Consider the following 23,712-nt stretch of genomic DNA (forward strand, 5'->3'; position numbering starts at 1 on the left):
CGGCAGGATTATTCTGGCCCAGAATATTCGATAACCCTGCCCCGCGCGGACCAGCTATGGGGCCATTCCTGCCGACTTCTGGACGGGGTGGACTGACCTGACTGGGTGATACGCGCGGGCAGTGAGTACCTGCCTGCCAGGGAATATTCCAAGGCTGACATGCGGCATGCCGACATCGATATAGATTCCGTCGCCCGGCGCGGTCACGGTGGGCGCACACGCCTAGAACCACCACAACAACCCCACGCTCGGCCACACCCGGTCAGCACGCACCCCTTCCGCTCAAGGGAAAGAACAGCGACCGCACGCATGATCCTCACCGCATCACTCAGCACCGGCGTGGCACGCGTCACCAACGGAATGCATGAATCCGTGCGCATGATTGACGAGATCCTGATCATAGAACACGCCGAATGGGAAACCACGCTCTCCGTCGGGGACACCGAGTTCCGCCGCACCAAGGATGGGCCGTACCCCAACCATCAACTCCGCATCAGCGTCAGTCCGTCCACTGGTTTGGCGGCCCTCAACTATATGGACCACGACGACCCACACATGCCGATCGCCAACTCCTACAACCCGAATCGCCCCCTGCCCGCCGTGGATCTCGTCTTCAACGGCAGCACAGGCGCGGTGTTTCCCCGCACGGCGGCGATCCCCATTCCCGCCGCTCGGACGGCATTACTCGAATGGCTCGAAACCCGGAAACGACCGACCTGTATCGAATGGCGCCCGTATGACAAGTATTAGAGTTCGACGATACGGCGCCTGCCTGACCGCAACCCCTGCAATACCAAGGAGATGCAGGCATGACTGCCCAGAAGTCACAGCACGTTGGGGAGAGCGTGGCCACTCTGCAACAGGCGTACAGCGTGCGGCCAGCACTGCCGCCAGCTAACGCGACAGTGCAACAAAAGCGCGACTTCTACAGAGACCGTGCGGCAATGTTCACCAGCGTAGCCAAGGCGGACCGAGATCACTACCACGAAGCAATGGCCTGTGCCTGGATTGAAAACGAGAACGCGGACCAGTTAGAGCATGGCGGTAGCAGCGCGAAAAGCAGGTAGTCAAGCCGTCGTAGGTTGTGGTGGAGATGTCAAAACGTTCGCGGTCATCGCGAAACCTGGCCGGGCTGCTGAGCAAAGTCACAGGTGTCTTCGTAATGGTCCGCTATCGGCACAGAAAGAGCCGGTACGAGGTTGTATGGGACGCAGATATCGGACCTGATGTTCTGCGGATGCAAGAGCTTGCATCTCCCTATCTGGTTGAACTTGCTCTGGGGCGCGTTGAAGATTTCGATTGGTCACGACGACAACCAGTTCGAGGGCAAAGCTTGGTAGCTTCTAGACCAGATTTCGGATCGGCAAAACGCGCCAAAACTATCTGGCGTCGAGAGGGGACTCAATGTCGTCGTCCATCCAAGTAACCGCGTCGATTACGTTGAAAAGTGACTTCGACATTGGCTATTCTATTCAAACCGAGGATGGATTTGTCGAATTCCTCATTGGCGAAATAGATAGCCCAGCCGTCAAGCTTATATTTACCAGAGAAGCTCTCCGTCGGTGCATGGCGCAATTCGCCAGTGCGATCGTTGACCTGGAATAGAATCGGTGATCTATGATGCCCGGTCGTATGGTTGTTGATTTGACAGCACTGTCGGACAGGGAGCTGGTAACGCTCGTGCAGGGCGACCAGTCAGCATACGGCGAACTGTACCTCCGACACCGACAGGTAGCACTGGCCCATGCCAGGAACATCTCACGTAGGCACGCGGAGTGGGAAGACCTAGTGGAGGAAGCGTTCGTCCACGTGCTTGCCAGAATCCAGGCAGGCTGTCATGTGAACCACTTCCGCGCGTATCTGATGACAGCGATACGAAATATCGCGATCACCGAGTCTCAGGCGTGGGATGCTCGATGGGAATCCTACGCCGTGGTGGACCTACCTCGGGTGGCCCACTGCCCCGAATCCATCGCGATGACGGCCCTAACGGTGCGTGCCGCGTTCGAGAATCTACCGGAGCGCTTCCGCTGGGCGCTGTGGTTGTCGGCAGTCGAGGGATGGAATCCGGGCCACCTGAGTACGCTATTGGGCCTCAGCGCAAATACGTGTGCGGCGCTGATGTATCGAGCGCGTACGAGGTTCAAAGCCGTGTACCAGTTGTCCTTCCCGGACTGAACTGGGCCGATGGTTGTGACAACCAAACTCTAGTCAACTTCGACGAATGGCTACGACAGAAAGAGAACGATGGTACGTAGTGCGCGGGACGGATGGGAATGTGAAGGCTGCAATGCGAAAACATTCCCTGACCGAGCGACAGCGGTAGCGCACGAAGACCAAGACCGGGCACAGAGAGACGAAAATCTAAATCGACTTGGCGGCAGCATGGACGACGACTGACCCGTCTGTCCAGACCAGACACCAACCAGACCGTCTGCTGTGGGTACAACTCGCCGATTGTGTCCGACTTTCGGAACACTTCAGAGTGTCCTAATGTGCGAGAAGTCAACGCTTGAGTTCGTTGAACAACTCGCGGAAGTCCACGCCCGCGCTTGCGCCGTAGGTGGCCAGTTCATGTTCCAATTCGGCAGCGACCAGCAGCAGAGACGGGCGGCTCTGCCTCCCGTACTGCAACGCCCGAATACCTAGTGTGGCTGCTTCCTCAACATCACCCTGTCGAGCGGCAATGACACCCAAAGTTAGTTGGGCTTCGGCGTTGCGCATAGGGGAAATAAGCGTGCCCTCCGGGCTGACGCTACGGCGGATCACCTCTTCGGCATTGCGCCTTGCCAGTTGGTCTTCACCGACAATGCGGTAGGTATCCATTGCGTAGAAGTCCCACTTGTCGGGATCGACCACAAAGTGGTTTTCAGGTCTATCCGGGTAGGGAAGCCTGTCCAGCAGTGCTCGGCCCTGTTCAAGGGCTTCGTGCACCTTTTCAGGCATCTGCATACGCGCGTAGGCTTTCGCCTGTTGGCCGTAGAGTTGCACCGCGACTGAATGAGACGGAGCTTCGCGGATACCCGCTTCAGCGGCTGGGATTACCGCACGGAAGTTGCCTGCTGTCAGATGGAACCATGCGAGCATCTCATGAGACCAGCCTACGATGCCCGGGTCGCCAGACTCTTTGCCAAGTGTCCACGCCATTCGGCGTGTCGCTTCTGCCGATCGCGTGTCGGCGAGATCGTATTCGAGACAACCGACGAGAAGGGCGAGCATTCCGGCATTGTGGAGTATTTCGCGGTGCTGAGCCAATGTAAGACGGTTGTCGAGTAGCTCGGTCACTTTACCAAGCCATTTCTTGCCCGTCGTTATCAACTCACCAGCGTCAGAGTGAGCATAGTCGCAACACAATTGCTCAACGGTGATGTTGAGCGCGTCGATTGTCGACGAGTCGATCGCCGATACACGTACACGTCGGAGCAGTTCGAGCGTGTCCATTCCCGTATTCGCGATCAGTATGTCATCCTGAGACGGAGGGACAATCAACCCGTCGCGCGCACCGTCAACGGTGCGTGGCGGTACAATGAATCGGCTTTGACCTGGAAAATCGAACCATAGCATGTGCTGAGGAAGGTGGAGGATTTTGGCGTAGTTCCGCAGCGTTTCGAGGTTCTGTTCTGGCTTGCCATTTTCAAGCTTGCTTACCTGAGCCTGTGTAAGGCCCAGCCATCGCCCGAGAAGTTCCTGATTGAGCGCCTTACCGTAGAGTTGAAGATGGCGAGGGTGATTCCGATATGCCTTGAGGACCTTACCTATATGTTGGCTCTCAAAGGCCGCCCTGAATTCGTTGGTCTCAAAGAATTCATTCCTGAGCTGAGCTGGTGGGGTGCGGAGTTGGTCCCGTTGCTCTCTGTGACACCTGCTGCACAGGCGCGCCGTGTTGTCGGCAGCGAGCACAGTCCCACAGCCCTGGCAACGGCGACCGCCGGGCATGCTGATTGATGACTGTTGCTGTGGGCCTACCGAACTCATTCGATCCCCACCCTTAGAGCCGATTCGCCTCATGTCCAGCGTATACCCGACGTTGATCCAGAACCGGCATATAGCCTGCCTACCGGGGGCATGCTGGTGCCGGTCGTCCGTGTCGCACCGAGACTGGTGCGTCTCGCCTGGTAGAGGATGATTGAAGAGTGCTGTAGAAAACTTGTGGTTGTCGCCGAGGAGAGCCATTTCACCCGCGCGGCCAAACGCATGCACGTCGCCCAGTCCGGTCTTTCCGCCGCGATCCGGTCGCTGGAGCGGGAACTGGGCGCGCCCCTGTTCGTTCGCAGCACCCGACAGGTCGAACTCACCCCGGCCGGCCGCGCCCTGCTGGTCGAAGCCCGCCGGGCACTGAGCGCGACCGACGCGGCCCGTGACGCGGTCGCCGCGGTGCAGGGCCTCGTCCGGGGCAGCCTCGCCATCGGCTCGCTGCAGTGCCTGCACGTGGTGCACCTGCCCGCCGTGCTCGCGACCTTCCACGCCGCCCATCCCGGCGTGGAGATCACTCTGCGTCAGGGCGGGTCGAACGAACTGTCCGAACAGGTCCGCGCGAAACGGCTGGACCTGGCGTTCGTGTCGTTGCCGATGCGGAGCACGGACAGTGTCATCGTCCGGCCCCTGCAGGGTGAGCCGTTGGTTCTGGCGTGCGGTCCGGACCATCCGTTGGCCCGGCGATCAGAGGTGGCGCTCGACGACCTCGCCGGCGAGCCCTTTGTGGACTTCCTGCCGGACTGGGGATCGCGGGACGCGGTCGACAGGGTGTTCGACGATCGCCGGATCGCGTTCGAGGTCAACGACGTGCACTCACTGCTGGACCTCGTGGCGTACGGCCTCGGCGTCGCCCTTGTGCCGCAGTCGTTCTCGGTCAAGACCGACAAGGTCAGGTTCATCGGTCTCGCCGGTCTGCCGCCGCGCTGGGAGACGGTCGTGGTCACCGCGCGTACGCCAAGTGCCGCGGCGATCGCGTTGCTCGACGCGATCGCCGCGGCCAGCCAGATGGCTACTTAGCCGTTGGCCAGTGCCTGCAGCCGGTCGTAGGCGCCGTTGAAGACGTCCTGGTCGATCGGGCTGTCGCTGTACTGCCAGAAGGTGTAGAAGCCCCACGCGAACGGCAGGGCGCCCGCGGAGGAGGCGTACCTGGCCACCCAGAGCGGGTTGGTGGACGTGAAGTCACCCTGGTTGCCGGTGCACTGCGACCACCAGGTGGTGGTGGTGTAGATGACCGGCCAGACCCCGGTGCGGGCGTGGTACTGGTTGCTGAAGCTCACGATCCAGTTCACCATGCCGCCGGCGGACAGGCCGTAACACGTTGCGCCACTGGGGTTGTACTCGATGTCCAGGGTGCCGGGCAGGGTCTTGCCGTCCCGCGACCAGCCGCCGCCGTGATCCACGAAGTAGTTCGCCTGCGTCGCGCCCGACGTGGTGTCCGGGTGGGCGAAGTGGTACGAGCCGCGGATCATGCCGACGTTGTAGGAACCGTTGTACTGCTGGGCGAAGTACGGGTTGGTGTAGTTGGTGTTCTCGGTCGCCTTGACGTACGCGAACCGCTTGCCGGCGTTCCACTGGCCGGCCCAGTCCACATTGCCCTGCCAGCCGCTGACGTCGATGCCGTAGACGGCGGCCTGGATGCTGGCGCTGTCCGGATGTACGAGGACCATCGGGGTGCCTTCGTGCAGCCGGATCTGGGAGCCCATGGGGTGGTCGTAGAGCCGGACCATCTCGTCGATCGAGCTTTGGTGATCTTCAATTGGCTGGGCCGTGGCTGGTAACTGGCCAAGGACCAGAACGGTGGCGGACACCGCCGCGGCTGCGGTCAGCAGTCGGCGGCCCCTTCGGATTGCAGGGATCTTCATGGGGATGCCCTTTCCTTGCCCTCACGGGAGGTGGCCCGCCTCGTAAGGTAGCCACCTGGTACGGGATTGTGAGCCTCTAACTACCTATTTGTCACGCATTGGTGTGAAAGAATCACTAACATTGCCGAACGGCCGACTTGCGCGGCTGAGTACCTTCCTGTTCAGAGCCGGTAAGGTTGCGCTCGGCCGGCCCAGTTGGATCGATCCCACGAGTGGGCGAAGGGTGTTGCACGGTGGAGAGCCCGAGCTGGCCCGCGGCCGAGGGGTCAGGCGGGTACGAGCGGTTCGCGCGAGCCTGGGCCGCGGCCGTCCGTACCACGAGCTACGTGGCCTTGGACAACGAGGAGATCGTCGACCGGCTGCGGGAGTTCACCAAGGTCCTGATCGACTCGACCGCGCAGGAGGCCTTCCTGCCGGAGACGGTGGAGTGGGTCGGCGTCGAGCTGGTACGAATGGGCTTCGCGGAAACGGAGTCACTGGCCGCGTCCGTTCGGGTGATCGGCGATGGTCTGTCCGCGATCTCCGGTTCCACCGATCGGGTGATAACCCGATTGCCGAGAATTCTCGCCGCACTCGTCACCGGATTCAACGAGGCGACGCGCGAACACGCTCTGGACGAGCGGGAAGACGTCCGAAATGCCGCGATGGACGCCCGCCGCGGCGCCCAGGCCGCCCTGCGCGCGAGCGAGGCTCGGTTCCAGGCGGTGTTCCACGAGGCCGCCGTCGGCATCGGCATCTGCGACATGCGCGGCAACGTGATCGACGCGAACCGTGCCATGTCCGAGCTGCTCGCCGTCCCGCTGACCGAGCTGCGGTCGATGAACATCGAGGAGTTCTTCGAGAAGGACATGCCGGTCGGGCTGCGTGCCGAGTACGACGAGGCGCTCGCCGGCCGGCGCGACAACTACCAGGTGGAACGCAGGTTCCACCGCCGTGACGGCGCTACCCTGCGGACCAACGTGAAGGTCTCGGTCGTCCGCGACGACCGGGGCCGGCCGCAGTACCTCGTCGGGATGATCGAGGACATCACCGAGCGGCACATCCTGCAGCGTCGCCTGCGCCACGAAGCCACCCACGACCCGTTGACCGGCCTGCCGAACCGCGCGTTGTTCCAGGAACGTCTCGCCGAGGTGTTCGCCGCCGGCCGGGACACCCGGGTCGGCCTGTGCTACCTGGACGTCGACGGCTTCAAAGTGATCAACGACAGCCTCGGCCACGACGTCGGCGACCAGCTGCTGGTGGCGGTCGGCTCCCGGCTCGGCGCGCTGGTGCACGGACACGACCGGATGGTCGCCAGGATGGGCGGCGACGAGTTCGTCGTCCTGGTGCAGAACTGTTCGTCCATCAAGGAACTGCAGTTGCTGGCCGAGAAGATCCTGGCCGCGTTCCGGGAGCCGGTCCGGATCGCCGGGCACGACCTGACGGTGTCGGCCAGCATCGGCATTGTCGAGCGGGGGATCGAGGGCACCACCCCCGCCGACACCATGCGCGACGCGGATGTGACGCTGTACTGGGCGAAAAGCGACGGCAAGGACCAGTACGCCACGTTCGACCCGGTGCGCAACGCGCACGAGGTCGCCCGGTTCACGCTCTCCGCGCGGATGCCCGCGGCGCTCGAACGCGAAGAGTTCTATGTGGACTACCAACCGATTGTTCGGCTGCCCGACGGCGAGCTGCACGGCGTGGAGGCGCTGGTCCGCTGGCGGCATCCGGAGTTCGGCACGCTGGGTCCGGACAAGTTCATCGGCCTGGCCGAGGAGACCGGCTTGATCGTCCCTTTGGGACGGTGGGTGCTGCGGACCGCGTGCGTGCAGGCGAAACACTGGTGGGACCGGTTCGGCGACGACGCCCCGTACGTCAGCGTCAACCTCGCCGTCCGGCAGTGCCGCGACGCCGGCCTGGTCGACGACGTCCGGAAAATCCTTGACGAGACCGGACTCCCGGCGCATCGCGTCCAGCTCGAGCTGACCGAGAGCGCGATCATGGGCGCCACCGGCGAACCGCTCGAAATGCTGCGCACCCTGGTCGACCTCGGGTTGACGATCGCGATCGACGACTTCGGCACCGGCTACTCGAACCTGGCCTACCTGCGGGTGCTTCCGGTGCGCACCTTGAAGATCGCCGGTTCGTTCCTGGAAGGGCTGCGCGATCCGGGCAACGCCAGCCTGGTCGACACCCAGATCGTCCGCACCCTGGTGTCCCTGGCGCACCTCTTGGGCCTGACCGTCACGGCGGAGGGCGTCGAGACCACCGAACAGGCCGAGCGGCTGCGCCGGATCGGCGCGGACTGCGCACAGGGCTGGCTCTACGCCAAGTCCGGCCCGCCCGAGGAGATCGAGCGCTGGCTCACGACACCAGGTGAGCCGGGAGGACCGCGCTGATTGGCCCGACCGGGTTGACCAGCAGCGGATAGCCGTCCAGCAACGGGCCGAGCTTCGAACCCGGCACCTCCCGCCACCCGGGCCAGGTCGCCGGCACGTGCTCCGCCGCGGTGCACACCGGCACATAGACGTTCCCGTCGGCGTCCGGGAAGCCCAGCACGTCGTACTCCGCCGCCGACCTGGCGTAGATGAGCAGCGTCGCGGCCCGCACGGCCGGCGCCAGCTCCTCCACCTCGCGGTGCCCGGTCCGGATCAGCTGCAGCAGCTCGTCCAGCGGACTCGGCGGAGGCGGCATCCGCAACGCCTGCGGCGACGGTCGGTACCGGTCGTTGGCCTGGAAGTCGTCCTCGATCTCGCCACCCGCGTCCACCGGGAACGCGCCGACCACACCCCACGGCGGCACGTCCACCTCGGACTCGAACAGCGGATCGATCACGTACAGCCATGTGTTCGGATTGGACTTCGCACTAGCCCGCATCTGGGGCGTGATGTCCGGCCGCTGCGCCATGCGGGGCATCGTAGGGGTGCATCTGGGCCGTTCGCCGGACGGGCACGCGTCCGTTCGGTACCGTGCTCAACCATGGGGAGCTTTCGGGTGGGTGCGGCGCTGGGGGCCGTACTGCTGGCACTGGTCGCGGGGTGCTCGACCAAAGAACAAGGATCACCCAGCGCCGGCGGAACCACCACCACGACGACGTCCCGCACGACCTCGTCGCCACCCGTCAGCTCACCAACATCGCCATCCGCCACCAGCAGCAGCAGTCCCCCGGTCAACCGCCCGAAAACGATCGACCTCAAAGGGACCACGAGCTGCAAGATCCTGAACGCCATGCCGGCGGCCGAGTTCGGCTGGGCGGGCCGGACCCCCTCCGAGGGCGACTCACTGGCATTCCCCGGCACAAAGGACTGTCTCGTGAACAGTCCGGCGAGCCACTTCGTCTTCAGTGTCACCGCTGTCGTCACCCAGGGCGTGGCGGAATACACCAGCAATGGCCAGATGCCCGGCATCACGCCGACGACCATCGCCGGATTCCCCGCGTTCGTCGTCCCGGGCGGCGTGGATGGGTGTGCGGTCACCATCGACGTGGCGGACGGACAACTGCTCGACGTGGGATGGGCACCCACTGGCACGCAGGCCAGCCCGCCGAGGGAGACGCAGTGCGCGAACGCCACCAAAGGGGCGGTCGGTGCGATGAAGGTGCTGGGCGCGTCATGATCATGAATTTGGCCGGTCATCTATTCACCAGATCGACTTACGAGGTTGCGGGAACCACTCCCCGGTTTCCGGCATCAGAGCTACAGTCATCGCAAATGCACAGGTACTTCTGGGAGACGAACCGTGATTCCAGCTGATGATGGGGGATCAGCTACCCCCTCGGGTCCGCAGACGCTGAAGGTTGAGCCGGCATCCATTCCGGGAGCACGGGACGCCTTCCTCTCCGCCGCCGACCAGGTCGACCTCCTCGTGGGTCGCTTGCTTCGCACGACTCCGTCATGGGCGGGCGACCCGGTGAGCCGCGAAACCGCCCAGCAGTTCGACTCAGGCAGCGCGGGCGGGGGTGGCATGGGGCAGCGTGCTGCTGTCGACGCACTGAAGGCATATGGCCAGCAGTTGCGCGACTCCGGCAATGCGCTGAACGACGCTTACAACCAGTATGTGGCCGTCGAGGGTGCGAACACCGCGAAGTGGAAGGGCAAGCCGGAGCCGGCTTGATCCACCGAGGACACCGAAGAAATCAGCTGAGGGGTAAGGACCATGGGTGACATTCGGTGGAAGGGCCTCAACCACGAGACCATCCACAAGATGATCAACGAAGGGCCTGGGCCGTCCGCGTCCGGGCCGTTCGCGGAGTTCTACGGAAAGCTGTCCGAAGGACTCGCGAACATCAGCAAGGACCTGCACGGCAAGCTCACCACGCTCAAGGTGAACTGGGAGGGCGCCTCGGGTGACGCGGCGCAGGCCGGCATGTCGCCGCTGAAGGACTGGGCGGACACCGCGCAGACCGGTGCGAATGTGATGAAGATCTCGTATGAGGAGCAGGGCACCTTCGTCGGCCAGGCTCGGGCTGAGGTGCCCAAGCCGGTCAAGGTGACCACTCCGTCGCCGTCCGGGTGGGATATCGCCGCCGCCGCTGCCGGGGTCGTCATGGGCAACCCTGGGCCGGCCGCCGCTGTCGCCGCGCAGGCCGCGGACCACGAAGGCCAGGAGCGCGCCCAGGACGAGGCCGCGCGCAAGGCCGTGGACGCGATGAACAAGTACCAGGACTCCAGCAAGTTCAACGCCGAGACGCTCGGCCGGTTCGAGGCGCCGCCGCAGGTGGTCGTGTCGACGCCGCCGCCGATCCCCGGCTACCACAGCGAACCCGTGGACACCGGCGGGCTGCACAAGAGTTCGACCTTCTCGCACAGCACCACGGACCCCAACCACTACACGCCGCCGACGTCGCACATCCCAGGCCCGCCGCCGCCGACGCACGTCCCAGGGCCGACGCCGCCGCCTGGGACCCCGCCGCAGCACGTGCCCACACCGCCGCCGCCGGGGACCACGCCGAGCCAGCACTTCCCGACACCCACGCCGACTCCGACGCCGGAGCCGCTGCCGCGCCCGCCGTACCCGAACCCGACCCCTGGGCCTGGGTTCCCGCCCGGCGAGGGTCCGTTCGTGCCCGGCCAGGGTGGCTGGAACGCCGGCGGTCAGAGCGGCAACACCTATGGCAACGGCGGTCTGAACGAGACCGGCGGCCGGGGTGGCACCGGCGGCCCGGGTGGCCAGGGTGGTCGCGGTGGGGTCGGCGGCCAGGGCAACTTCGGCGGCGCTGACGCCGAGGGCCGGCAGATGGGTCGTGGTGGCGCTGGTGCCGGCGCGAACCCGTTCGCCCAGGAGGGTGTCGGTCGTGGCGGCGGCATGGGTGGCAACGCCGCCGGTGGCCGTGGCGGGGCCGGTGGTCAGATGGGCGCCGGTGGCGGTCGCGGCCAGGGCGAGGACGACGAAGAGCACGAGACGCCGAGCTACCTGGTGGAGACCGAGGACGTGTTCGGTGACGACCGGATGGTGGCGCCACCGGTGATCGGTGAGCGGCCCGAGCAGTGATCGATCTGGGAGCACCGGTGCAACCCAGGCCCGTCACGATCTCGGCGCTGGAGTTCGACGTCCTGTGGGAGCACCTCGGGCTGGAGGACATGCCTCTGGCGGTGAAGGTGCCCTCACCGGGCGCGACGCACACCGAGCGGAAGCAGCTTGTGCAGCAGGCGTGGGCGGAGTTGGAACAACGTGGCCTCGGCCGGTCGGTCGACATCCACCCGGGGATCAGCACCGGCCTGCATGTGCTGGCCCGGCCGGACCGTGAGGTCGACGGCCGGACGTGGCTCGGCCGCAGTGTCCGCTTCCTCGCCGCCTCGCGCGGCGAGGACGCGGTGCTCGCGATCCTGGCCGACAACTACCTGACCATGCACAGCATCGCGCCGACCGCGTTGCCGAGCGTGTCGATCGGGGTGTTGGCGCAGGTCCCGGCCGGTCCTGGCCAGTCGGTGAGCCTGCTGTCGGCTGATTTCGAGACGGCCGCGAACCAGGGCGGCGGGACGCGGCGTGGCTTCGAGGACGCGCTACGCGGCCGTGGTGTGCGCGAGGACGACGTGGTCACCCTCGCGGCCATGATCAACGACGTGCAGGCGACCGGGAACTTCGGCGCCGCCGCGCGGGACAAGTGGGGCAAACGGCACCGGGCGGACCGGGTGGTGGCGTTCTTCGACACCGAAGAGGGCCGGTATGTGCAGCTCCGCCGCGCGTCCCAGGACGGCAGTGTCTGGACCACGATCGCGCCCACCGACAACCGGCGGCTCGTCCATCACGTCGAGCAGTTGCTGAACGAGATCGTGCAGAACTCCGAAAGCAGGTAGTTGCCCAGAAAGCCGGTCGACCCGCACGAGCTGCGGGCCGCGGTCGCCGCGGTCACGCCCTGGCTCGACGGCGACGAGGACACGCCCGCACGCCCGGTGCTCGCCACCGCCGTGCGGGCTTCGTTGCGCACACTTGAACAGATCGCGCCGGGTCACAGTGTCGAAGTTCGCGTTCCGCCGTTCGCGGCGATCCAGTGCGTGCCGGGCCCGCGACACACCCGGGGGACGCCGCCGAACGTGATCGAGACGGACCCGAAAACGTGGCTGGAGCTGGCGACCGGCCGGTTGGCGTTCGCCGACGCGGTGGCCGACGGCCGGGTCACCGCGTCCGGGACCAGGGCGGACATTTCCGGCCTGCTGCCGATCGTCAGGATCTGACAGAGTGGGGGGCACCACAGCTGAATCGCCCGAACGGACGCTGCCGCCCCTTACACTGCATAGGCAGCCTGCTTTCGTCCCCAGGGAGCCCCTGAAGTGGTCACGGACCAGTCAGCCCCCCCAGCCGGATCCGTCGACGCCGAACCCCGCGAGGAATGCGGGATCTTCGGGGTCTGGGCGCCGGGTGAGGAAGTCGCCAAACTGACCTACTACGGGCTGTACGCGTTGCAGCACCGTGGCCAGGAGGCGGCCGGCATCTCGGTCGCCGACGGCCGGCAGGTCGTCGTGTTCAAGGATCTCGGGCTGGTCAGCCAGGTCTTCGACGAGCAGGTGCTGCTGTCGTTGCGCGGCCACGTCGCGGTCGGCCACTGCCGGTACTCCACGACCGGGTCGGGGACGTGGGAGAACGCCCAGCCGACGTTCCGCACCACCGCGGCCGGCACCGGCCTGTCCCTCGGCCACAACGGCAACCTGGTGAACACCGCGGAGCTGTTGGAGCGCTCCCGGGCGGCCGGGATCAGCGTGAAGAACGGCGCGACCACCGACTCGGACCTGATCTGTGGCCTGCTGGCGGCGAACGCCGCGGACAAGGGCATGGAACAGGCCGCGATGGAGCTGCTGCCGACGTTGAGCGGCGCGTTCTGCCTGGCCTTCTCGGACGAGTCCACCTTGTACGCGGCGCGCGACCCGCATGGGGTGCATCCGCTTGTCCTCGGCCGCCTTGAGCGTGGCTGGGTGGTGGCGAGCGAGACCGCGGCGCTGGACATCGTCGGCGCCTCGTTCGTGCGCGAGGTGGAGCCGGGTGAGCTGCTGGCGATCGACGAGGGTGGCCTGCGGTCGTCCCGGTTCGCCGTGCCGGAGCCCAAGGGGTGTGTTTTCGAGTACGTGTACCTGGCCCGGCCGGACACGACGATCTCCGGCCGCAGTGTGCACGCGACCCGGGTGGAGATCGGCCGCCGGCTGGCCAGCGAGCACCCGGCCGACGCGGACCTGGTGATCCCGGTGCCGGAGTCCGGCACCCCGGCCGCGATCGGCTACGCCCAGGCGTCCGGCATCCCGTACGGCAGTGGCCTGGTGAAGAACGCGTACGTCGGCCGGACCTTCATCCAGCCGTCGCAGACCATCCGCCAGCTGGGCATCCGGCTGAAGCTGAACCCGCTGCGGGACGTCATCCGCGGCAAACGGCTGGTGGTGGTGGACGACTCGATCGTCCGCGGCAACACGCAACGCGCCCTGGTGCGGATGCTGCGCGAGGCTGGCGCGCTCGCGGTGCACATCCGGATCGCGTCGCCGCCGGTGCGGTGGCCCTGCTTCTACGGCATCGACTTCGCGTCCCGCGCCGAGCTGATCGCCAACGGCCTGGACCAGGACGGCATCCGCCGGTCGGTGGGCGCGGACTCGTTGGGGTACCTGTCGCTGGAGAGCCTGGTGGCGGCCAGCGAGCAGCCCCGTACCCGGCTATGCATGGCGTGCTTCGACGGCCGTTACCCGATTCCGTTGCCCGACGAGGCCATGATCGGCAAGCACTTGCTGGAAGGCCTGGAAAAGGGTGTCGCCGGGGCGGCCACACCTGTCATGGTCAACGGGTACGGTGCCGAGGACGCCCTGCAACGTCCGTGACGCCATGACAGACGAAGGTGGAGAGCCCGCAGTGACTACCCAGTCCGACGGTCCCAGGACGACGTACGCGGCCGCGGGGGTGAGCATCGACGCCGGTGACGAGGCGGTGGAGAAGCTCAAGCCGTGGGCGACCAAGGCGTCCCGACCGGAGGTGCTGTCCGGGATCGGCGGCTTCGCCGGGCTGTTCAAGCTGAAGCTGGACCGGTGGAAGGAACCGGTGATCGCGGCGTCCACCGACGGCGTCGGCACCAAGATCGCGGTCGCCCAGGCCATGGACGTGCACGACACGATCGGCCTCGACCTGGTCGCGATGGTCGTCGACGACCTGGTGGTGTGCGGCGCGGAACCGTTGTTCCTGCAGGACTACATCGCGGTCGGCAAGGTCGTCCCGGAGAAGATCGAGGCCCTGGTGAAGGGCATCGCGGCCGGCTGTGTCCAGGCCGGCTGCGCGTTGCTCGGCGGGGAGACGGCCGAGCATCCCGGACTGATGGCCGAGCAGGACTACGACGTGTCCGCGACCGGTGTCGGCGTGGTCGAGGCGGACAAGGTCCTCGGTCCGGACCGGGTCCGCCCCGGTGACGTGGTGATCGGCATGGCGTCGTCGGGCCTGCACTCCAACGGCTACTCGCTGGCCCGGCACGTGCTGCTGGAGATCGCCCGGATGCCGCTGGAGGGCCAGGTCGAGGAGTTCGGCCGGACGCTCGGCGAGGAGTTGCTCGAGCCGACCAGGATCTACGCCAAGGACTGCCTCGCGCTGGCCGCGGAGGCCGACGTGCGCACGTTCGCGCACATCACCGGCGGCGGCCTGGTGGCGAACCTCGCGCGGGTGATCCCGCCGGGCCTGGCCGCGGTGCTCGACCGGGGCACGTGGACCCCGGCGTCGGTGTTCGCGGTGATCGGCCGCCGTGGCCGGGTCGAACGCGACGAGCTGGAGCGCACGTTCAACATGGGCGTCGGCATGGTCTCCGTGGTCAGCCCGGAGGATGTGGACCGCGCGCTGGCGGTGCTCACCGCACGGCACGTGCCCGCGTGGGTGCTCGGCGAGATCACTGTCGCTGAGGTTGACTCACCCCGTGCGGTACTGCGTGGTGATCATCCGAGATTCTGAGGCAACCCTGGACGGAGTTGTCCCGTGTTAAGCGGTGTGCACGATCGGGACCGTGACTTCGGCGAGTACGTCGACGCCCGGGCCCTCGTCATGCGCAGGACCGCATACCTGTTGTGCGGTGACTGGCACCGCGCGGAGGACCTTGTCCAGACGGCTTTGGCAAAGATGTACGCGGTCTGGCCACGGCTCGTCCGGGTCGAGTCGCTCGACGCGTACGCCCGGAAGGTCCTGGTCCGGACGGCGATTGACGAGTCCCGCCTGGCGTTCCGACGTCGGGAGACCGCGGTCTCGGCCGTGCCGGACTCGGCTTTCGACAGTGCCGACGTGGCGTCCCGCCTGGACGTGCGCGCGGCCTTGGCCGCCCTGCCCGCCAGGCAGCGCGCGGTGGTGGTGCTGCGTTACTGGGACGACCAGTCCATTGAGGAGACAGCCCGAATTCTGGGCTGTAGCACGGGAACAGTGAAAAGCCAGGCGTCCAAGGGCCTCGCCGCCCTGCGCCGCCTGCTGGAACCAGCCGGGGAGGTGCGGTGAGCGACGACATCCGCGACTTGCTGAACACGGCGTTCACCAACGAGCCCCCGCTGCGGTTCGAGCGCACGGCGGTGATCACCCGGGGGCGTCGCGTGATCCGGAAACGCTGGATGATGGCCGCCGGCAGCGCGGTGATCAGCGTCATCGTGCTCACCGGCGGAATCCTGCTGGTCGCCGGCCTGCAGCAGGGCTCTTCGGCACCGCTTCAGCCCGGTACCGCCAAGACGTGTTTGACGCCGTCCCCGTCGGGTGAGCGCGGCGGGTCGTCGTCGGCCTGTCCGTCGTCCGACGCGAACTGGAACAATTCCTGGCCGGGCATCATCCCCTCGGACGACCTTTCCGGCAGCGACCACTCCACCGACGACAACAGCGCGCCGCCGAGTTGATTTTCGTTTCGAGTCCGGGAGCTTGTGCGTCACAATGGGGGCATGGCGGAGGACTTGATGGTGACCGGCGCGCTGGTGATCCCAGCGGCCGAGTTGCGCGAACGGTTCTCCCGGTCGTCCGGACCTGGTGGGCAGGGGGTGAACACCGCGGACAGCCGGGTGGAGCTGTCGTTCGACGTGGGCGCTTCACCGTCCATTCCAGACAGTCTGCGGCCGGCGATCATCGAACGCCTCGGGCGCCGGGTGGTGCATGGCGTGGTGACGGTCGCGGCCAGTGAGTTCCGCGCGCAGCTGGCGAACCGACGGGCGGCGCGGGAGCGGTTGGCGGCGCTGCTGAGGTCCGCGGCCAAGCCGCCGGCACCCGCACGGCGGCCGACCAAACCCGGCCGGGGCGTGCGGGAGCGGCGGCTCGCGGACAAGCGCAGGCGCAGCGAGACCAAGCGTGGCCGTCAGGCCGTCACCGACTGACGATCTTGTCGTACGCCTGCTGGTCGTGCGCGCCCTCAGTGTTGATCAGGACGACTGTGGCGGCCGGTGACACCCCCAGCGGGTCACCGGCCGCGAAGTAAGCCCGTGCCCCAGCGGCACTTGCGGCGCCGCACTCGCCGGCGACGATGTTCTCGTCGGCCAGTGCGCGCATCCCCCAGTGGGCTTCCTCGTCGCTGATCGTCACCGCGGCGTCGACGCCGCCTTTCAGGTACGGCCAGGCGGGTCCGTCGATCTCACCGGTGTTCAGACCGGCCATTGTGGACGGATGAGGCCCTGGTACGGCCACCGGTCGCCCGGCCGCCAGGGATTCCGCGAGGCACCCGGCCTTCTCCGGCTCGACCGTGAGGATGCGTGGCCTCGGCCCGGCGGTGCGGTAGTGGCTGACGACACTCGACCCCAACGTGCCGCCGCCCACCGGGACTACCACCAGGTCAGGCGCGCCGAGCTGCTCGTCGATCTCACGCATGATCGTGCTGTATCCCTCGCGCGCCCACAGCGGTGTCATCGATTCGCCCACATCGCCTACGAGCAGGGCTTTCCCGTGTGCGTGCGCAGTGGCCTTGCCGACCGCGACCTCGTAGTCGCCGTCAACCAGATGCACGTTCGCGCCCTCCGACCGGATCGCCTCGACGCGGGCCGGCGCCGTGCCGGCGGGGATGAAGATGTCCGCGCCTACCCCCAGCAGGCGCGCGACATACGCCACAGCTCGGCCGTGGTTGCCCGCGGTCGCGCTCACCAGTGTGGTCTCGGGATCCACGTCGATGTCGGCGAAACCGCCGGTGACCCCGCCCAACGCCCGGAATATCGCCCAGGACGCGCCCAGGATCTTGAACGACGGCAGCCCGGCGCGCAAGTGTTCGTCCTTCACCAGCACCCGCTTGACGTTCAGTTCGCGGGCCAGGGCCGGTGCTTCCAGCAGCGGCGTCGGCATGAAGCCGGGCAGGGTCCTGTGTAACTCCAGCGGGTCACCCGCCTGTGGGTGGGGCGGCGCTGACCAGGTGTTCGCCGTCGGATTGAGGTACATGATCCGCACTCTACATTCTGAATTCAGAGTGCGGTACTCTGTCCAGTGTGGCCATCATCAAACGCCCGCTCCGCGAGCAGATCCGCGACGAGGTCCTGCTGCGCATGGTCCGTGGTGACCTCGCCGTCGGCGGCCGGATCAACGAAGGCCACCTGGCCGACGACCTGGGCGTGAGCCGGACACCCCTGCGTGAGGCGTTGGCGAACCTGGCCCAGGAAGGCGTCCTCGAACTGCGCCCCAACCGGGGTTACTGGGTGGCCCCGGTCACCGCGGCCGAGGTCCGTGAGACGTACCCGGTGATCGGCGCGCTCGAGGTTTTGGCCCTGCGCGGCAGTTCACCGGCCGAACTGGTGGCGCACGCGCCGGAGCTGATCGAGCTGGCGGACGCGATGCTGGATGTGCCACCCGGCGAGGCGGGCGCCGCCGACGACCGGTGGCATGACGAGCTGCTGCGGTTCTGCCCGAACCAGCGGCTGCTGCACCTGATCAAGACCCAGAAGACCGTGGTGCACCGGTACGAGTTCGCGTATTTCTACGAGGAGGGCCGGATCGCCGAGTCGGCCGCGCAGCACCGCCGGATCGCCGAGGCCGTGCTCGCCGGTGACCTCGACCTGGCCGCCCGTGAGCTGCAGGACAACTGGGAGATTGGGATGCGCCTGCTGATCGACCTGATCACGTGACCACTAGTGTCGGGGCATGATCGAGGAGTTTCAGGTGGTGGGACCGGATGCCGGCCCGTACGGCGTGGTCACGGGTCCCGACGGCGCGTTGTGGTTCACCGTGGTGCACGCCGGCCAGGTCGGCAGGTTCGTCCCCGGTTCCGGCGCCGAACTGCACCAGCTCCCGTCCGCCGGCAGCGGGCCCACGGTGATCACGCCGGGCCCGGACGGCGCCTTGTGGTTCACCGAGTACCAGGGCCACCGGATCGGCCGGATCAGCACCGCGGGCGAGGTGACCGAGTTCGCGCCGCCCACACCCGACTCCGGGCCGTACGGGCTGGCCGCCGGCGCCGACGGGGCCCTGTGGTTCACCGAGATCAACGCCGACCGGATCGGCCGGATCACGCCGGAGGGCGCGATCACCGAGTTCCCGCTGCCCGTCAAGGGCGGGTTCCCGTCGATGATCACGGCCGGGCCCGACGACGGCCTGTGGTTCACCCTCAACCAGGCCAACAGCGTCGGCCGGATCGACCTCGGCGGCGACATCACCGTCCACCCCCTGCCCACGCCGAACGCGGCACCGGTCGGCATCACGGCCGGCCCGGACGGCGCCCTGTGGTTCGTGGAGATCGGCGCGGCCCAGATCGGCCGGATCGCGGTGGACGGCCACATCGACGAGTTTCCCTTGCCGGACAAGGCATCCCGGCCACACGCGATCGTCGCCGACGACACCGGCGCGCTGTGGTTCACCGAGTGGGGCGCCAACCGGGTCGGCCGGATCACCCAGGCCGGCAAGATCGACGAGTTCGACCTGCCCACGCCGTCGTCCGAGCCGCACGGCATCACCCTCGGCCCGGACAACGCGATCTGGACAGCGCTGGAAACCGGCTTCCTGGCCCGCGTCAGCGGCTAACCGTGCGTCGGGAAGCCCAGGTCGATGCCTGACTGCCTGGGCCACCGCGCGGTGATCGCCTTGGCGCGGGTGTAGAACTTCACGCCTTCGGCGCCGTGGACGTGGGTGTCGCCGAACAGGGAGTCCTTCCAGCCGCCGAAGGAGTAGTAGGCCATCGGCACGGGGATCGGCACGTTCACGCCGATCATGCCGACGTGGACGCGTCGCTGGTACTCCCGTGCGGCGAGACCGTCACCTGTGTAGATGGCCGTGCCGTTGCCGTAGGGGTTGGCGTTGACCAGGTCCACGGCCGCGTCGAAGGTGGGCACGCGCACGACGCTCAGCACCGGGCCGAAGATCTCGTCCTGGTAGATGGTCATGTCCGGGGTGACGTTGTCGAACAGGGTCGGCGCCAGCCAGAAGCCGTCGGCGTGGCCGGCGGGTGCGAAGCCACGGCCGTCGACGACCAGGGCGGCTCCTGCGGCGACGCCAGCGTCCACATAGGACGTGACGCGGTCCCGGTGCACGCCGGTCACCAGCGGCCCCATCTGGGCGGCGGGGTCCGTTCCCGGGCCAGTCGTGAGTTCGGTCGTCCGGGCGGCGATCGCGGACACCAGCTGATCGGCGATGTCACCGACCGCTACGACCACCGAGATGGCCATGCAGCGTTCGCCCGCACTGCCGTAGCCGGCGGAGACGGCGGCGTCCGCGGCCACGTCGACGTCCGCGTCCGGCAGCACGACCATGTGGTTCTTCGCACCGCCCAGGGCTTGCACACGTTTGCCGTTGGCCGTGCCGCGCGCGTACACGTGCCGGGCGATGGGTGTCGAGCCGACGAACGAGACGCCGGCCACGTCAGGGTGGTCCAGCAAGGCGTTCACGGCCATGGCGTCACCCTGCAGCACGTTGAACACGCCGTCGGGCAGCCCGGCTTCCGTGAACAACTCGGCCAGCCGGACCGACGCGGACGGGTCACGTTCGGACGGCTTGAGCACGAAGGCGTTCCCGGCCGCGATCGCCAGCGGAAACATCCACATCGGCACCATCACGGGAAAGTTGAACGGCGTGATGCCGGCGACCACGCCGAGCGGCTCACGTACGGAGTACGCGTCCACCCCACGGGAGACCTGCTCGGAGTGCTCGCCCTTGAGCAGATGTGGGATACCGCAGGCGAATTCGACCACTTCGAGCCCGCGCTGGACCTCACCGGCCGCGTCCGAGAGGACCTTGCCGTGCTCGGCCGTGATCAGGGCTGCCAGTTCGTCCCGGTGCGCGTGCAGCAGGTGCCGGTACTCGAACAGGATCTTGCTCCGGGTGGCCAACGACGACTCGGCCCACTCCCGGCCCGCCTTCACCGCGGCGGCCACCGCGAGGTCCACATCGGACGGTTCGGCCAGGGCGACCTGGCGGGCGACCGCGCCGGTGGCGGGGTTGAAGACGTCGCCGGTGCGCACGGACGCGCCTGTGGTCCGGGCTCCGTCGATCCAGTGCTGGACCAGTTCTGTCATGAAGTACTCCTGGCTTGAGTGGTCGAACGCACCACGAGCGACGGGTGCAGAAGGCATTGGACCGGAGATGTGCGTTCGCCACGGATCCGTTGCAGCAGAGCCTCGCCGGCGAGCCGGCCGATCTCGTGGCGGGGCTGGTCGACGGTGGTGAGCGACACGTGCCGCAGGCCGGCCAGCGACGTGTTGTCATAGCCGACGACCGAGATGTCGGCGGGCACCCGCAGCCCGGCCTCCTCCAGTTCGGAGATGGCGCCGACCGCGTTGAAGTCGTTGGCGGCGACCAGGGCTGTGGGCAGTTCGTCGCCGGCCAGCAGTTGGCGGACGGCCTTGGCGCCGGCGATGTCGGTGTACTCGCTGGGGATCACCCACGGGGTCAGGCCATGCCGTCGCATCGCGGCGATGTAGCCACGGCGGCGTTGCGGCGCCTGCGAGCCGACGCCGCCGTCGAGGTGGGCGATCCGGGTGTGGCCCAACGCGACCAGGTGGTCGACCGCCAGCCCGGAACCGGCTTCGCCGTCGTCGTTCACAGTGTCCAAAGTCGACAGACGGGACGACCGGGCGACCAGGACCACCGGGGACTGCTCGGCGGCCATCGCCAGGGTCGCCGGCGGCACGACCGGACCGAGCAGGGCCAGCCCGGCCGGCCGGAACCCCAGCAGGCTGGTCACGGCACGTTTCTCCCGGGACGCGCTGCGCCCGCCGGTGTTGATGATCAGCTCGAAGCCCTCGTCCCGGGCGACCGAGTCGAGACCGTCGACGATCTCGGCGAAGAAGGCGTTGTGCAGGTCGGAGACCATCACACCGAGCACGGTGGACGTTCGGCTGGCCAGTGACCGGGCCATCGCGTGCGGCGAGTAGCCGAGCTGCTCGGCCGCGTCCAGCACGGCTTTGCGCCGCTGCTCGCTGACCTTGGGCGACCCGTTCATCACCAGGGAGACCAACGCGCGCGACACCCCGGCGACACGGGCCACGTCCTCCATGGTCGGGCGGGTCACGGCACCCTCCGGCAAGTCACAAGCGGCTAACACGGTCTTGACACGACCAGACGCACGCTACAGCATTAGAGCGCTCCAACCAATAGAGCGCTCTAACAGATACTGATCTTGACCAGCGGATACCTTGGAGAAGCATTGCGTATCGGAGTAGCCGGGGTCGGTCGCATCGGCGCGATGCACGCCGGCAACCTGGCCTCGCTCGACACGGTCGACGAGGTGGTGTTGTTCGACCCGATCCCCGGCCGGGCCGCGGTGGCCGCGACCGCGATCGGCCAGGCCCGAGCCGTGGACGACCTGGACACGCTGCTCAAGGACAGCGACGGTGTCCTGGTGGCGACTCCGACGACAACGCACCCAGAGACGGTCCGCCGCGCGCTCGCCGCGAAGGTGCCGGCGCTGTGTGAGAAGCCGATCGCCAGCGACTACGACGAGATGAGCGCCCTGGTGGCGGACATCGAGGCGGCCGGGGTCGAGGTGCTGGTGGGTTTCCAGCGCCGGTTCGATCCGGCCATCGTCGAGTTGTACCGAAGGATCCGTGGTGGTGAGGTCGGCAAGCTGTACCTGGTTCGGTCGATCGGCAACGACGCCGAACCACCTGACTTCGGCTACCTGCCCGCGTCCGGCGGGATCTTCCGTGACCTGCTGATCCACGACCTGGACGCGGTGCCGTGGCTGGTCGGCGAACCGGTGGTCGAGGTGTACGCGGCCGGCTCGGTCCTGGTCGACAACGCCTTCGCGGAGGCGGACGACGTGGACAACGCCGTCGTCACGCTCCGGTTCGCCGGGGGCGCGCACGCGCTCCTCGCGTGCGGCCGTCACGACCCGCTCGGCTACGACCACCGCATCGAGGTCCTCGGCAGCAAGGACTCCCTTACCGTCGGCCTGGATCCACGCACCCCGTTGACCTCGCTCGAACCCGGCGGTCCGGTGGTGGGCGCGGACGCGTATCCCGGGTTCCCGGAACGCTTCCACCGCGCGTACGTCAACGAGATGGCCGTGTTCGTGGACGTTGTGGCCGACAAGGTGGCGAACCCGTCGCCCGCTCGGGACAGCCTGAAGAGCCTGGCCCTGGCGTTGGCGTGCGACAAGTCGCGCCGGTCGGGTGTGCCGGAGGTGGTCGCGTGAAGATCGCGGGTGCCCCCATTTCCTGGGGGGTGTGCGAGGTCCCAGGCTGGGGCCTGATGCTGGACCGGGACACGGTTCTCGCGGAGATGTCCGAGCTGGGCCTGACCGCGACCGAGCTCGGCCCGCCGGACTACCTGCCCACCGATCCGACCGAGCTGAAGGCGTTGCTCGGCAAGTACAACCTCACCCTGGTCGGCGGCTTCCTGGCGGTGGCGCTACACGAGGGCAACGCTGCCGAGGAAGCGAACCGTACGGCGTCGCTCCTGGCTGCTTGTGGCGCGGAAGTTCTTGTCCTCGCCGCCGCCACGGGTCTTGACGGCTACGACGAACGTCCTGCCCTGACCGACGAGCAGTGGCGGACACTGATCCGTACCGCGGGCGAAATCCGTGACACCGCGGCGAAGTACGGCCTGAAGACCGTGCTGCACCCGCATGTCGGCACGCACGTCGAGACGCGTGCCGAGGTGGAGCGGTTCGTCAAGGACTCGGACCTGCGGCTGTGCCTGGACACCGGGCACCTGATGATCGGCGGCACCGACCCGGTCGCGCTCGCCGAGCGGTACCCGGACCGGATCGGGCACCTGCATCTCAAAGACGTCCGGGCCGACCTCGCGGACGAGGTCCGCGCCGGCCGGCTCGGCTACACCGAAGCGGTCAGCCGGGGCATGTACGTGCCGCTCGGGCAGGGGGATGTGGACATCGCGGCGGTCGTCCGCCTTGTCCGCGAAGCGGGTTACGACGGGTGGTTCGTCCTGGAACAGGACACCGCTCTCGACGAGCGGAGTCCGGTCGACACACCCAGACTGGACACCGCTCGCAGCCTGCACCACCTCAACCAGACAGCAGCCGGCCGGTAAGGCCGCCCAGCGAGGAGAGACGATG

At 67.3% G+C, this 23,712-nt stretch carries 26 protein-coding genes; 20 read left to right on the forward strand and 6 right to left on the reverse strand.

Annotated elements, in window-relative coordinates:
• The first annotated feature begins 309 nt into the window (after window positions 1-309).
• From EV192_RS03785 to EV192_RS03795, 3 genes are all read left to right on the forward strand, one after another.
• Window positions 310-750: an Imm1 family immunity protein gene (locus EV192_RS03785; protein ID WP_165960197.1), complete on the forward strand. Its 441-nt coding sequence runs from the start codon at window positions 310-312 to the stop codon at window positions 748-750.
• A 59-nt stretch (window positions 751-809) separates the two neighbouring features.
• Window positions 810-1,067 carry an AMED_5909 family protein gene (locus EV192_RS03790; RefSeq protein ID WP_132111099.1) on the forward strand — a complete coding sequence of 86 codons (258 nt, stop codon included), beginning with the start codon at window positions 810-812 and terminating at the stop codon, window positions 1,065-1,067.
• A 577-nt stretch (window positions 1,068-1,644) separates the two neighbouring features.
• Window positions 1,645-2,178, forward strand: a complete 534-nt coding sequence (locus EV192_RS03795) for an RNA polymerase sigma factor (RefSeq protein ID WP_165960198.1) — start codon at window positions 1,645-1,647, stop codon at window positions 2,176-2,178.
• 327 nt (window positions 2,179-2,505) lie between these two features.
• Here the strand turns inward: EV192_RS03795 and EV192_RS03800 are convergent, their stop codons facing one another.
• Window positions 2,506-3,669, reverse strand: coding sequence for a helix-turn-helix domain-containing protein (locus EV192_RS03800; RefSeq protein WP_481728491.1), 1,164 nt, complete (start codon window positions 3,667-3,669; stop codon window positions 2,506-2,508).
• Here EV192_RS03800 and EV192_RS03805 point away from each other — a divergent pair.
• Together EV192_RS03805 and EV192_RS03810 are read left to right on the forward strand one after the other, a co-directional pair.
• Window positions 3,577-3,945: a hypothetical protein gene (locus EV192_RS03805; RefSeq protein ID WP_132111105.1), complete on the forward strand. Its 369-nt coding sequence runs from the start codon at window positions 3,577-3,579 to the stop codon at window positions 3,943-3,945. The two genes, EV192_RS03800 and EV192_RS03805, sit on opposite strands and share 93 nt — an antisense overlap.
• Before the next feature lie 204 nt (window positions 3,946-4,149).
• Complete coding sequence (locus tag EV192_RS03810) at window positions 4,150-4,992, forward strand: LysR family transcriptional regulator (protein WP_243726611.1); 843 nt, start codon at window positions 4,150-4,152, stop codon at window positions 4,990-4,992.
• Here the strand turns inward: EV192_RS03810 and EV192_RS03815 are convergent.
• Window positions 4,989-5,837: a lysozyme gene (locus EV192_RS03815; protein WP_132111109.1), complete on the reverse strand. Its 849-nt coding sequence runs from the start codon at window positions 5,835-5,837 to the stop codon at window positions 4,989-4,991. The genes EV192_RS03810 and EV192_RS03815 overlap by 4 nt on opposite strands.
• A 233-nt stretch (window positions 5,838-6,070) precedes the next feature.
• On the opposite strand from EV192_RS03815, the gene EV192_RS03820 reads away from it, so the two are divergent.
• Entirely contained in the window at window positions 6,071-8,218 is a 2,148-nt protein-coding gene (locus EV192_RS03820) for a putative bifunctional diguanylate cyclase/phosphodiesterase (protein WP_132111111.1), read from the forward strand.
• On the opposite strand, the gene EV192_RS03825 is transcribed toward EV192_RS03820, so the two are convergent.
• Complete coding sequence (locus EV192_RS03825; protein WP_243726612.1) at window positions 8,184-8,726, reverse strand: type VII secretion system-associated protein; 543 nt, start codon at window positions 8,724-8,726, stop codon at window positions 8,184-8,186. The two genes, EV192_RS03820 and EV192_RS03825, sit on opposite strands and share 35 nt — an antisense overlap.
• 72 nt (window positions 8,727-8,798) lie before the next feature.
• Between EV192_RS03825 and EV192_RS03830 the strand changes: the two genes are divergently transcribed.
• The 10 genes from EV192_RS03830 to arfB all read left to right on the forward strand — a co-directional run bounded on the left by EV192_RS03830 (window position 8,799) and on the right by arfB (window position 16,606).
• Window positions 8,799-9,434 carry a DUF3558 family protein gene (locus tag EV192_RS03830; protein WP_132111114.1) on the forward strand — a complete coding sequence of 212 codons (636 nt, stop codon included), beginning with the start codon at window positions 8,799-8,801 and terminating at the stop codon, window positions 9,432-9,434.
• 123 nt (window positions 9,435-9,557) lie between these two features.
• Complete coding sequence (locus EV192_RS03835; RefSeq protein ID WP_132111116.1) at window positions 9,558-9,932, forward strand: hypothetical protein; 375 nt, start codon at window positions 9,558-9,560, stop codon at window positions 9,930-9,932.
• A gap of 42 nt (window positions 9,933-9,974) precedes the next feature.
• Window positions 9,975-11,309, forward strand: coding sequence for a PPE domain-containing protein (locus tag EV192_RS03840; protein WP_132111118.1), 1,335 nt, complete (start codon window positions 9,975-9,977; stop codon window positions 11,307-11,309).
• 17 nt (window positions 11,310-11,326) lie between these two features.
• Window positions 11,327-12,115, forward strand: coding sequence for an ESX secretion-associated protein EspG (locus tag EV192_RS03845; protein ID WP_243726613.1), 789 nt, complete (start codon window positions 11,327-11,329; stop codon window positions 12,113-12,115).
• Window positions 12,116-12,493: a sterol carrier family protein gene (locus EV192_RS03850; RefSeq protein ID WP_132111120.1), complete on the forward strand. Its 378-nt coding sequence runs from the start codon at window positions 12,116-12,118 to the stop codon at window positions 12,491-12,493.
• Between the two features lie 96 nt (window positions 12,494-12,589).
• On the forward strand, window positions 12,590-14,113 hold the full coding sequence (gene purF / locus EV192_RS03855; protein WP_132111122.1) for an amidophosphoribosyltransferase: 1,524 nt from the start codon (window positions 12,590-12,592) through the stop codon (window positions 14,111-14,113).
• Between the two features lie 31 nt (window positions 14,114-14,144).
• Window positions 14,145-15,221, forward strand: coding sequence for a phosphoribosylformylglycinamidine cyclo-ligase (purM, locus tag EV192_RS03860; RefSeq protein ID WP_243726614.1), 1,077 nt, complete (start codon window positions 14,145-14,147; stop codon window positions 15,219-15,221).
• A 36-nt stretch (window positions 15,222-15,257) separates the two neighbouring features.
• The gene (locus EV192_RS03865; protein ID WP_132112962.1) at window positions 15,258-15,752 is read left to right on the forward strand and encodes a SigE family RNA polymerase sigma factor; all 495 of its coding nucleotides are present in this window, start codon (window positions 15,258-15,260) and stop codon (window positions 15,750-15,752) included.
• Window positions 15,749-16,138 (forward strand): hypothetical protein, encoded by a 390-nt coding sequence (locus tag EV192_RS03870; protein WP_132111126.1) that lies wholly within the window; start codon window positions 15,749-15,751, stop codon window positions 16,136-16,138. The genes EV192_RS03865 and EV192_RS03870 overlap by 4 nt, the downstream gene beginning before the upstream one ends.
• Window positions 16,139-16,180: 42 nt before the next feature.
• On the forward strand, window positions 16,181-16,606 hold the full coding sequence (gene arfB / locus EV192_RS03875) for an alternative ribosome rescue aminoacyl-tRNA hydrolase ArfB (RefSeq protein ID WP_132111128.1): 426 nt from the start codon (window positions 16,181-16,183) through the stop codon (window positions 16,604-16,606).
• Here arfB and EV192_RS03880 read toward each other — a convergent pair.
• The gene (locus EV192_RS03880; RefSeq protein WP_132111130.1) at window positions 16,596-17,651 is read right to left on the reverse strand and encodes a pyridoxal-phosphate dependent enzyme; all 1,056 of its coding nucleotides are present in this window, start codon (window positions 17,649-17,651) and stop codon (window positions 16,596-16,598) included. The genes arfB and EV192_RS03880 overlap by 11 nt on opposite strands.
• A 47-nt stretch (window positions 17,652-17,698) precedes the next feature.
• On the opposite strand from EV192_RS03880, the gene EV192_RS03885 reads away from it, so the two are divergent.
• Together EV192_RS03885 and EV192_RS03890 are read left to right on the forward strand one after the other, a co-directional pair.
• Window positions 17,699-18,331, forward strand: coding sequence for a GntR family transcriptional regulator (locus tag EV192_RS03885; protein ID WP_132111132.1), 633 nt, complete (start codon window positions 17,699-17,701; stop codon window positions 18,329-18,331).
• A gap of 16 nt (window positions 18,332-18,347) precedes the next feature.
• Window positions 18,348-19,223 carry a Vgb family protein gene (locus tag EV192_RS03890; RefSeq protein ID WP_132111134.1) on the forward strand — a complete coding sequence of 292 codons (876 nt, stop codon included), beginning with the start codon at window positions 18,348-18,350 and terminating at the stop codon, window positions 19,221-19,223.
• On the opposite strand, the gene EV192_RS03895 is transcribed toward EV192_RS03890, so the two are convergent.
• Window positions 19,220-20,710, reverse strand: a complete 1,491-nt coding sequence (locus EV192_RS03895) for a CoA-acylating methylmalonate-semialdehyde dehydrogenase (protein WP_132111136.1) — start codon at window positions 20,708-20,710, stop codon at window positions 19,220-19,222. The genes EV192_RS03890 and EV192_RS03895 overlap by 4 nt on opposite strands.
• Window positions 20,707-21,705 (reverse strand): LacI family DNA-binding transcriptional regulator, encoded by a 999-nt coding sequence (locus EV192_RS03900; protein WP_132111138.1) that lies wholly within the window; start codon window positions 21,703-21,705, stop codon window positions 20,707-20,709. The genes EV192_RS03895 and EV192_RS03900 overlap by 4 nt, the downstream gene beginning before the upstream one ends.
• A gap of 135 nt (window positions 21,706-21,840) precedes the next feature.
• Between EV192_RS03900 and EV192_RS03905 the strand changes: the two genes are divergently transcribed.
• Window positions 21,841-22,830, forward strand: coding sequence for a Gfo/Idh/MocA family protein (locus EV192_RS03905; protein WP_132111140.1), 990 nt, complete (start codon window positions 21,841-21,843; stop codon window positions 22,828-22,830).
• A gap of 56 nt (window positions 22,831-22,886) precedes the next feature.
• Window positions 22,887-23,687 (forward strand): sugar phosphate isomerase/epimerase family protein, encoded by an 801-nt coding sequence (locus EV192_RS03910; protein WP_132112964.1) that lies wholly within the window; start codon window positions 22,887-22,889, stop codon window positions 23,685-23,687.
• Window positions 23,688-23,712 lie beyond the last annotated feature (25 nt).

Origin of the sequence: Actinocrispum wychmicini, from assembly GCF_004345645.1 — a bacterium.
Taxonomy (GTDB): Bacteria; Actinomycetota; Actinomycetes; order Mycobacteriales; family Pseudonocardiaceae; genus Kibdelosporangium; species Kibdelosporangium wychmicini.

Coding starts and splice junctions, on each gene's coding strand:
- EV192_RS03785 (WP_165960197.1), top strand. CDS start 310: ATGATCCTCACCGCATCACTCAGCACCGGCGTGGCACGCGTCACCAAC.
- EV192_RS03790 (WP_132111099.1), top strand. CDS start 810: ATGACTGCCCAGAAGTCACAGCACGTTGGGGAGAGCGTGGCCACTCTG.
- EV192_RS03815 (WP_132111109.1), bottom strand. CDS start 5,837: ATGAAGATCCCTGCAATCCGAAGGGGCCGCCGACTGCTGACCGCAGCC.
- EV192_RS03825 (WP_243726612.1), bottom strand. CDS start 8,726: ATGGCGCAGCGGCCGGACATCACGCCCCAGATGCGGGCTAGTGCGAAG.
- EV192_RS03830 (WP_132111114.1), top strand. CDS start 8,799: ATGGGGAGCTTTCGGGTGGGTGCGGCGCTGGGGGCCGTACTGCTGGCA.
- EV192_RS03840 (WP_132111118.1), top strand. CDS start 9,975: ATGGGTGACATTCGGTGGAAGGGCCTCAACCACGAGACCATCCACAAG.
- arfB (WP_132111128.1), top strand. CDS start 16,181: ATGGCGGAGGACTTGATGGTGACCGGCGCGCTGGTGATCCCAGCGGCC.
- EV192_RS03880 (WP_132111130.1), bottom strand. CDS start 17,651: ATGTACCTCAATCCGACGGCGAACACCTGGTCAGCGCCGCCCCACCCA.
- EV192_RS03890 (WP_132111134.1), top strand. CDS start 18,348: ATGATCGAGGAGTTTCAGGTGGTGGGACCGGATGCCGGCCCGTACGGC.
- EV192_RS03895 (WP_132111136.1), bottom strand. CDS start 20,710: ATGACAGAACTGGTCCAGCACTGGATCGACGGAGCCCGGACCACAGGC.
- EV192_RS03910 (WP_132112964.1), top strand. CDS start 22,887: ATGCTGGACCGGGACACGGTTCTCGCGGAGATGTCCGAGCTGGGCCTG.